At 52.5% G+C, this 8,968-nt stretch carries 8 protein-coding genes; 4 read left to right on the forward strand and 4 right to left on the reverse strand.

Annotated features, from left to right (window positions below; genetic code table 11):
* The 4 genes from A3764_RS02295 to A3764_RS25610 all read left to right on the forward strand — a co-directional run.
* Positions 1-848: restriction endonuclease subunit S (locus A3764_RS02295; RefSeq protein ID WP_201722390.1), on the forward strand; the 848-nt coding region annotated here is incomplete at its 5' end.
* 108 nt (positions 849-956) lie between these two features.
* Positions 957-1,202, forward strand: a complete 246-nt coding sequence (locus tag A3764_RS02300; protein ID WP_067925461.1) for a hypothetical protein — start codon at positions 957-959, stop codon at positions 1,200-1,202.
* 19 nt (positions 1,203-1,221) lie between these two features.
* Complete coding sequence (locus tag A3764_RS02305) at positions 1,222-1,407, forward strand: hypothetical protein (protein ID WP_067925458.1); 186 nt, start codon at positions 1,222-1,224, stop codon at positions 1,405-1,407.
* Between the two features lie 33 nt (positions 1,408-1,440).
* Positions 1,441-2,241, forward strand: coding sequence for a hypothetical protein (locus A3764_RS25610; protein WP_201722181.1), 801 nt, complete (start codon positions 1,441-1,443; stop codon positions 2,239-2,241).
* A 533-nt stretch (positions 2,242-2,774) separates the two neighbouring features.
* Here A3764_RS25610 and A3764_RS23880 read toward each other — a convergent pair.
* The 4 genes from A3764_RS23880 to A3764_RS23885 all read right to left on the reverse strand — a co-directional run bounded on the left by A3764_RS23880 (position 2,775) and on the right by A3764_RS23885 (position 8,272).
* Positions 2,775-3,959 (reverse strand): UvrD-helicase domain-containing protein, encoded by a 1,185-nt coding sequence (locus A3764_RS23880; protein WP_236627994.1) that lies wholly within the window; start codon positions 3,957-3,959, stop codon positions 2,775-2,777.
* The gene (locus A3764_RS02315; RefSeq protein WP_067925455.1) at positions 3,952-5,598 is read right to left on the reverse strand and encodes an ATP-dependent nuclease; all 1,647 of its coding nucleotides are present in this window, start codon (positions 5,596-5,598) and stop codon (positions 3,952-3,954) included. Before A3764_RS02315 ends, A3764_RS23880 begins: the two co-directional genes overlap by 8 nt.
* A 1,022-nt stretch (positions 5,599-6,620) precedes the next feature.
* Positions 6,621-7,640: an IS110 family transposase gene (locus A3764_RS02320; RefSeq protein ID WP_067925452.1), complete on the reverse strand. Its 1,020-nt coding sequence runs from the start codon at positions 7,638-7,640 to the stop codon at positions 6,621-6,623.
* 353 nt (positions 7,641-7,993) lie between these two features.
* Positions 7,994-8,272, reverse strand: a complete 279-nt coding sequence (locus tag A3764_RS23885; RefSeq protein WP_236627995.1) for a hypothetical protein — start codon at positions 8,270-8,272, stop codon at positions 7,994-7,996.
* Between the last annotated feature and the right edge of the window lie 696 nt (positions 8,273-8,968).

Genomic DNA, 8,968 nt, shown 5'->3' on the forward strand with positions numbered 1-8,968 from the left:
CCACCCACGCCGCCTTCGCCCTCAAGGCGCTCCCCGCCCTCACCACGCGCCCCGACCAGATCAAGACCCTCCGCCAAACCATCCTCAACCTCGCCGTCCGCGGAAAACTGGTGGAACAGGATCCGGCGGATGAACCGGCGTCTGATTTGTTGGAGCAGATTGCTGAAGACCGTGACCGGCTTTCAAAAAAAGGTGAGATAAAGAAGCAAAAGCCAATCCTACCCTTGGACGACAGCGAAGTGCCCTACGAAGCCCCGGAAAATTGGCAGTGGGCTCGTTTCAATGAGATTGCAGCGATCCAATCGAACTTGGTATCCCCCAAAGGCTACCCCGATATGCCGCACATCGCGCCGGACAACATCGAAGGGTGGACAGCAAGGCTTCTTCCTTATGTCTCAGTGAAAGAAGCGGGCGTGTTCAGCGGCAAACACAGCTTCTCCGCCGGCTCTATCCTCTATTCCAAAATCCGCCCCAACCTCGCCAAGGTGACAATTGTCGATTTTGATGGCCTATGTAGCGCGGACATGTATCCAATCCGAGCACACATTCACCGCGAGTTCCTGGTGAAGTTCATGATCACTCAGGCCTTTGTCGATCAATCGGTTTCCGAAGACAACCGCGTGGCCATGCCGAAGATCAATCAAGCTGCGCTGTCCAATATTTTGATCCCGGTTCCACCCCTCGCCGAACAACACCGCATTGTGGCCAAGGTCGATGCCCTCATGGCCCTCTGCGACCGGCTGGAGGCCGCCCTGACCACCACCGCCACCTCCCGCACCCGCCTCCTCGAATCGCTTCTCCACGAGGCGCTGGAGCCCGTGACCGACACCCTGGAGGCCGCCGAATGACCTTTCGTCACTGGACGCACTACCGATCTTGACCCTTCGCCACGGTGAAAGTGTGAACAAAGTGCCGGATAATCGAAATGGGAGACAGGGTTACAAGAACAAAAAGTCATGGGCTTCGATGCCGGGAACGGTAGAGTACTTGCACTTGATGTAGAGGCGTCCAACCTGAACACCGTGAAAATCTGGATTGAGCCGCCAGCACCTCCCACCATTCCGAGCATATCCTTTCTGCCTCCGAAGGAAAGCCACGACCTACACCGCGATGTCTTGTCCGCCTTGAGCAGGAAAAAAGGGATCTACCTGCAAGCGCATGACAGGGACGCCTTTGTGCAGCTCTTGAATTGGTATTCTTGAAAAACGGGAGGGCTGAGTAATGATGGCGCACGGGCTTGAGATAATAGATTTCAAAGCGGCATTCCAACGCTTCCAATCCCTGATCACCGCCTTCGACGCCCCATTCACGCGGTTTGATGAGGGCTTGATCGTCGCATGGGAAAGCTACAAGCCCCGCGTCCGTGCCGAAGCCCTGACCCGCCTCGACGCCGACAGCTGGACATAAGATCAGATCGGGTCCGGTAGCATCGTCGCCAAGGTGATCGACGCCATCGAAATCCAGGCCACCCACGGCGATGTGACGAACAACATGGTGTTCTGGCAGAACCGTTACGGCCACGCCAACCGAGAACACCGCGCCTTGATCGAAGCCGCCGCGACGGGAACCGGGCTCCAAACCCTCGAACGCCTGCTGTTTCAACTTTTTGGCACGGTCCGCGACGAGAGGGACATCTTTGAAGAACTGAGCGAGGCCGTCGGCGCGAAATACCCCCTGATTGCCTATCTATTCTTCCTGAAGGACATTAATCGTTTCATGCCGATCCAGCCGACAGGGTTTGACAGGGTATTCGGGGAAATCGGTTTGGAATTCCGTACCCTGCGTCAGTGCAATTGGAGCAACTATTCACAGTTCAATGCAATCTTAGATGATCTGCGCACCCCGATTGCAAAGCAGGCTGATCTGGACGGAGCCCGCCTAATTGACGCCCATTCCCTACTTTGGGTGTTTTCCACATTGCCACGCATGGAAGCGAGGGGCGAACTTCCCGATGGCGCCAAAACCAGTGAACGTCATCTCGGCGCACGCGAGAAATCCATTGCCGACGCCGAGTTGGACAAGCTGATCCGAGACCTGCTTAAGATCCAGGAAGACCGCTGCGCCATCACCGGCCTACCCTTTCAGTTTCAAGGCGCACAAACAGACGACAACATGCTGCCCTCCCTCGACCGGATTGACAGCAATGGGCACTATGCCCGGGACAACCTGCAGATCGTGTGCCGCTTCATCAACTTCTGGAGGCAGGCACCTGACGACACTGAGTTCCGACGGCTGGTCTAATTGGTCCGAGATGTCGGGAGGGCCTGAGGCCTGTAAGAGGAGGAGGCAATCTGACCATTGGATGCACAGTATGACCAAACTCCTAAACAGAACTTTGGAGTGCCCCAGACGGCAGCATTTCCACCTCTAAGGGCGGTTTCCGGACCTTCGCTGCGCTCTGTGTGAATGGCGGCTAATGCGCACATTAATCAATTCGTGCGCTTACAGTATCGGATGCTCATTGAGACTTGCATCGTGGACCGCCCGGTTTGCGATGACGATACCGGTGAGAACCGCACACTTGGAAATTACATTCCAGCCAAGCCTTTTTGAGAACAGCGGAGAGGAAGTCGGCCACGGTAGCGGCGGGATGACCCCGATACGTGAGGTGTAAAAGTCGTCCACCATAAAGCCTTTCTGGCTGCAGGGAGACTGGGAGGATTTTCACTGTGGTATTGTATCGGAAGGTTCGGTTGGCCTGTGCAGAGGTGCTTTTCCAAAGAGTCTATCGGCTTTCACCTGCCATCCACTTTGAGTCGCTTGGTTCAGCTCATTCACGGTGTCCACATAGTCACTCCTTTAACCGACACAAGCCCATCTATTAGGAACGCGACGCTGTATTGGGCCCGCGTCGACGCGACATAGAATGCATTTACAGCTTTGTCCGTTGTGCCGGATTCTAATGGGGCACGGTTACCGCGCAAAAACATCATTTGTGGTTCCGTCGGAAGGATGAGCGTCCTCGCAAATGTCATGCCTTTGGCTTGACCGAAATTGAATGCTTCACGCCCTACGCAATATTGAACTCCTGAGTTGATACTATGCCTCAAAATCGTAGGGTTGAAGTATTCTTGGTACGCCCGAAAGTGCTTGGGGTTTACTGCGAATACACCGATGTGCTTCGCGTTTTCTTCAGAGATGGATGGCAAAGCAACCTTGGAGCCGGTGGGAGGATAGCCTGAGCCCTCATGTATTAAATCGGAGAACTCGCAAATTTCCAGTACAGAGCGACGACTGAAGTTCATTGAAACTTCAGTGAAGCCCAATTCTTTGAAACGTGCTCGCTTGTCAGAGTTGGTTTTTGGATGTTTCTGAGCGTTTGCCGTCTGGTAAATCGTCTGCCTGAAGTCACCCACACATGTAATGTCGAGGCTTTCGCTTGCCGACAGTGATTTGAGCACCTCAAAATCCCAACCAACAAGGTCTTGTACTTCGTCAATGAATACTGTGTCGTATATTTCCTCCAGTCGCTCAGCAGCACTGCCAAACTTAATGGTTCGACGGCCTTGTTTTCGCGTAACCTTAGATTCTTCTGCGATACGACAAGCAAGCTTGGAAAGATAAGTGGAATGTGCCTTATGCCCTGGATCAGTCACAAAGTGCATATGGTTGTATTTTCCTGATGAGTGTTTTTCAGATCTCCCCTTAATTGTATATCCGCTTCTCTTGTGAGGGTCGGTTTCATTAAAGTTGAGTCCCGCCACCCTGTTCTCAAGGATGTGGGACTGATACGGCCTGATCATGTCCTCCAGTAAAAATGTGAACCACCCTTTTACTGCTATTTCCCCAGGGACCGCTCCAAGGGCTTTGGATATTCTCTTGATAATTTGCTTTTGGTTGCAATCTGTGTAGGTGAGAATTAGCGAGCGTTTCTTTTGCCGGTAGTTGGAAATGGCCTCGTTTATAATGCGCTCTGACTTGCCCGCTCCTGCACAAGCTATGACTAACTGCCTACGCAAAATCCAATGCCTCATTGATGTAAGATGGCGCTTTGAAATCTTGGTTGGTTTCGAACATCCGCATTGCGGAGTCCACCTTCTTCCCGCCCGTGTCTTTTCCCGAAAACCAATTGATGATAAATGACTTACGATCTGCAACGCCCCCTTTATCGTAATCCTTATAGGTTACGGTTGAGAGGACTATTTTTGCAAAACCGTCCAGCTCCTTCTGTGAATTGGCGTTTGCATCAACGAAGGCTGGCTCCAAAGAGAAAATTTTATCGTCTCTTGGAGAAAAAATCTTAATTGCGCTATAGCCTTTATAGGGTGCCATCCAGCCATCGATATTTTTCGACCAATCTCCGTCGTTGTCTTTAATGACATGAACAGAGTTTCCCAAGTGCAATGCAATATTGAGGTAGTTCTTAAATCCAATTCCCCGAACTACGATGATGTCGATCCCATCCTCCTCGGGCAGCCGCTTCCATTTATCAAGATACAGCTTTTTTAATATGAGCTCTTCCGAGGGCCCCTCTACCAAGATTACTTTCGGACTCAGCACAACTCGAAGCGTGTCAAACCCTGGAAATCTCTTCAGGGTCTTGACAGTGCCCTTGTCGACTTCATGCAGCCTCTTATAGTTTTCACCTTGTAGGCATATTTTTTCGAAACTGAGTTTGTTTAGAACGTACGAGCTATGGGTTGTAATAAATATCTGCTGGCCTTTGTGTTTGTCTTCAATAAACTTGACCAGCTTGACCAAATTCATGTGTGACAAATGAATTTCCGGCTCTTCGATCATAACTACATTAGCGGCATTGGATTTCCTCCAAAGCGCTAATTTCATTTGGACTTGGTGCTGTTCACCCTTTCCGATCTGCGAGAACGGCACGCGATCCAGGGTGAGTTGCAAGTTATTCTCCCAGCTGGTTTGCGGAGAGCTTTCAATTGAGAACTCGAGATTCTTTACGGTTATGTCATTGGATTTATCAAGATCGCTATTCACCTTGACTACATTCGGTTCGCTGTCGAAATTCTTTTTTAGCTGGCGGTAACTTGTGTTTAGGAGTGTTTTATCCTCCTTTGCAAGCGCAGTGTCCAAGATGTCGGAAATATATCGGCGAGCACCCTGTGAAGGGTGCAGTGTGGTCGGGTCCACGAATAGACATGTTATCAATTTGTTGTAAGGTGTCAGCTTCTCCCAGGAGAAAGCGTACCACTCTACCTTGTAGAATTCTATTGGCAGGGATGTTATGCCGCCAAGGTTCTTGGAGTAGTTTAGGTAGGCCGCAGATAGGTCTGGGTCGAAGCAAATCCTTACATATAGACCAGGGCAGTTCAGGCCCTTACTGTTATTGGTACCCTTGAGGTCGCTTCCTTCATCAAGATATGCCTCGATTAGAATCTCGGGAAAAGAACTCTGATCTTTAGGGCTGGAAAGGAAGTCTTGAACAGCTTCCGCATTGAAAAGGTCCGAAGAAAGAACTGTGGAAATCGGTTTGCCCCGATGTCGAAGATTGAGGCAAAGTTCTATGGCCTCAAGTATTGTGCTTTTGCCGCTTTCGTTGTCGCCTACGATGATGTTGATGTCAGGGTTAAAATCAAACTCTTGCTGTCTGATCTTCTTAAAATTTTTTACAAAAATTTTATCCACACGCATATTCTGACTTCACCTTGAGCTTCCAGCTTGCGGGGGATTTCTATTGACTTAGCTCCTTCCCACACGTTCAGGGCATGTTAGGGGAAGTTGGCGCAGCCCGCAATTGTAGTGGTGGAATGTTGTCAGGTGTTTGCGCGGTGCAGGCGGTTACACCTATTTGAAAGCAACCGAGCGTTTTCACACTGTCCAGATACCTGGGTAGGTGAGTGATAGCCTGATAAGCTCTTGTCGCATCGCGTCGCACAACTGTGATTTCAAGAGGGGACGTTATGGCGGGTAAGTCGGCGGGTGAGAACGGCGGCGGAAAAGTTGGCCAAGGTAGCGGCGGGATGATCCTGACGCGTGGTGTCCCGAAACGCCGTTTCCTGCTCGTCCAGGATGGCCCGGAAACGATTGTCTACAATTGGTCCCCTCGGCGCATGCGGTTTGACCCGGTTCTACAGCCAGAGCTGCTTTCTCCGGATCCACGCCTGCAGTGTTCGCCGCTACCGAATTTTCTATCTGGGATTCCCCTTATCTCTATTGTGAAGTCGTGACCGCTTTGGGCTTGCACCCGTCTTCGATCTGAGCCTAAGGCCAAACGCATCTTTCTTCACCAGCGGTTGGATGCCGTCGACGGGTTAGTTGAACATCTGAAGGTATGCCAGCGCCTTTCTGCATTTATAAAGATTCCGAGCAAAGCGTGGCTCTTAGAAGGTTGCTCGCCGTCAGTCTTATGCAGAACATATATTTTAGATGCCCGCTTCCTGAAAGCTGCACTGCAGCGGCGCGATGCCATGCGAACGGCTTGTGTGGATGGCTCCTGCATTGCAAGGGATTTCTGTGATCGCGATGGTCTGTCAGTACAGTCGTGTGTCCGGCCTGTTTACGTGACGGTTGCCACTGGCCCTGATGAGTTCCGCAAGCGAGGTTCCTATCGGCTAAACGACCTCTGGGGGCCGCGACATTCGTCGGAGTGTCCTTGCTCTTGGTTGACTTCGTTTCGCATCATCACATCAAACGTCTTGCATCTCTGGGCAGGATCAAGCGATCGGCTGCCGGTATTCCTCTCGTTTCGTCAGAAGCGCCCAGATGATCCGGGCGGATTTGTTGGCCATGGCGACCGTGGCCAACCTGAATGGTTTCTCAGCCAGTAATTTTGCCGTCCAGGTGTCAGCTTTCCCCGGTTTGTTCCTGGCCATCAGCGCCCGTGACGTCATGCCGACGATCAGCAGCTTTCGGATATATCGATCCCCCTTCTTGGTGATGCGGCCAAGCCGCTCTTTGCCACCACTGGACTTGTTCAGCGGTGTCAGACCCAGCCAAGCGGCGAGATCACGCCCTGTTTTGAATTGCTTTGCGTCGCCGATGGTGGCGACAATGGCGGAGGCCGTGATGGGGCCGACCCCCGGCATGCGCATCAGTCGCCGTGCATCAGCATCGAGCCATGCATGTTGTTCGATCAGTTTGGTCAGCCCTTCGATGCGCGCATTGAGACCATTCAGCTGATGGCACATCACTCCGAGAATGCCGTCTGCGATCTCGGGCATTTCCAACTGTTCTTCAGTCCCATGCTCGCGGGCAAACTTCGACACGGCCTCGATGCCCGTTGGCAGGATGTGCCCGAACTCCCGCAGGATACTGCGGATCATGTTCACGACCTGGGTGCGCTGGCGCACGACGAGATCCCGGACACGATGGATGGCCAGAACAGCTTGCTGATCTTCTGATTTGATCTCGACAAACCGCATGGTGGGGCGACGCACGGCTTCACAGATCGCTTCGGCATCCGCCGCATCCGTCTTACCACGCTTCACATAGGGCTTTACGTAGGCAGCTGGCATCAGCCGGACATCATGGCCCAGCTTGCGCAGCTCTCGGCCCCAATGATGCGCAGAACCACAGGCTTCCATGCCGACCACACATCTCGGCAAAGTCTCGAATAATGCCAAGAGCTTCGCCCGTTTGATCTTCTTATTGAGGATCTTGCGCCCAGTGGGCGAAACGCAGTGTACTTGGAAAACGTCCTTGGCCAAATCCAGGCCCACGGTCTTTACTGTCATTGGGTGGCTCCTTTCCTTGCGGTCGATGACAACTGCACTTTGACACGTTCGATGCCGGTGGAGCAGGAGCCATCCACCTCATCCGGTAAGGGCCGCAAGCGGCTCTCTCGAAAAGCCCCAAACAGAGAGCATGGAACATGCTATCGCATAGCAGACTTACTTTCACCTCCGCTGTCTGCCGAATGTCGCACTGGATCAGCAAGCGTTCCAGATTGCCTAAGACTCAGAGCGCCTCTCGTTTCTACCGCGCCGCGGCCAGCGTTTCGTCGCGCGGGTTTCCGGCGGGGCTGTCGGGAAGGAGTTTGAAAAGGTGGTGCTCCTGCTGCGGATCCCGGGTGGCAGCGAATGCAAATTCAGTTTGAGTAGTAAGTAGCGAATGCCAGCGGGAATGGGCAAAGCGCCTGAAAGTGCTTCGCAACCTTGCGCACTTCTTCATGCGACAGTCCCATCTCGTTTACGAACGACAACTGAAGCTCTGGAGAGACCTCAGAGAAGAATGCAAATGCTGGCCCACTGTTAGACTTAGCGGCACAAATGTCCGAAATCGCATCAGCAAGTTCAAGAGCGGAAAGCCTCGTACGATGCGGAGCGTTTACAGTTCCGAGAACCATAGGTGCGATTCGCAACTTCATTCATTCCCTTGCTATATTGTAAGTATCTGCGCCTGTTCTTGGCCTGCAAATCACCGTAGGGCTTCTCTTTCAGTAAGGGTCCGCACTACGCAAGAAAACATATTACATGAATGCGCACGGGGCCATAGGGCAGACGCATTGCGATCGAGCGGTCAACGACGCATGAATTGTGGCTCGCAATGAGACTTTCGGCGCTCCACGCATCAGTCGAAACTGGATGATCCATCAGGGCCCCATTAACGCAAAAGCCACTAACGCTCATTAAGGTTGCCGCGGAGTCGTGGAACCAACGAATTGCGATCCCTTCATTCGGAGGTAGCGTTTACGCGGCGCATAAGGATGTGCACCCACTTACGATCGAACAACACCAAGCTGCATTTCCTTAGTCACCCGACGAGGCAAAGCCCCGGTGAATGGCGCTTCAAGACGCGCCCAACAGCGTGGGACACCGACCTTACAAGCTTTTGGATTCTATAGGCTTTGCTGAGAGAAGGCGTGGGACACTGTATCATTAGAAATCAACTACTTACGATCAGGGTTCGTTTCCCCTACGGGCTGCCACTTTTCCTTTGCATTTTGTCTTACAGGTAAGGTTGCGGTTTCCGTTTGCCCAACTACCGAAACGTGCGGATAGCTCAGGACGCGACCGACCACGCCGCCGGGGCGTCCAAGCGAGGTCACGGCCAGCCCCTTCAG

The sequence above is a fragment of the Sulfitobacter sp. HI0129 genome, from assembly GCF_001635395.1.
Taxonomy (GTDB): domain Bacteria; phylum Pseudomonadota; class Alphaproteobacteria; order Rhodobacterales; family Rhodobacteraceae; genus Sulfitobacter.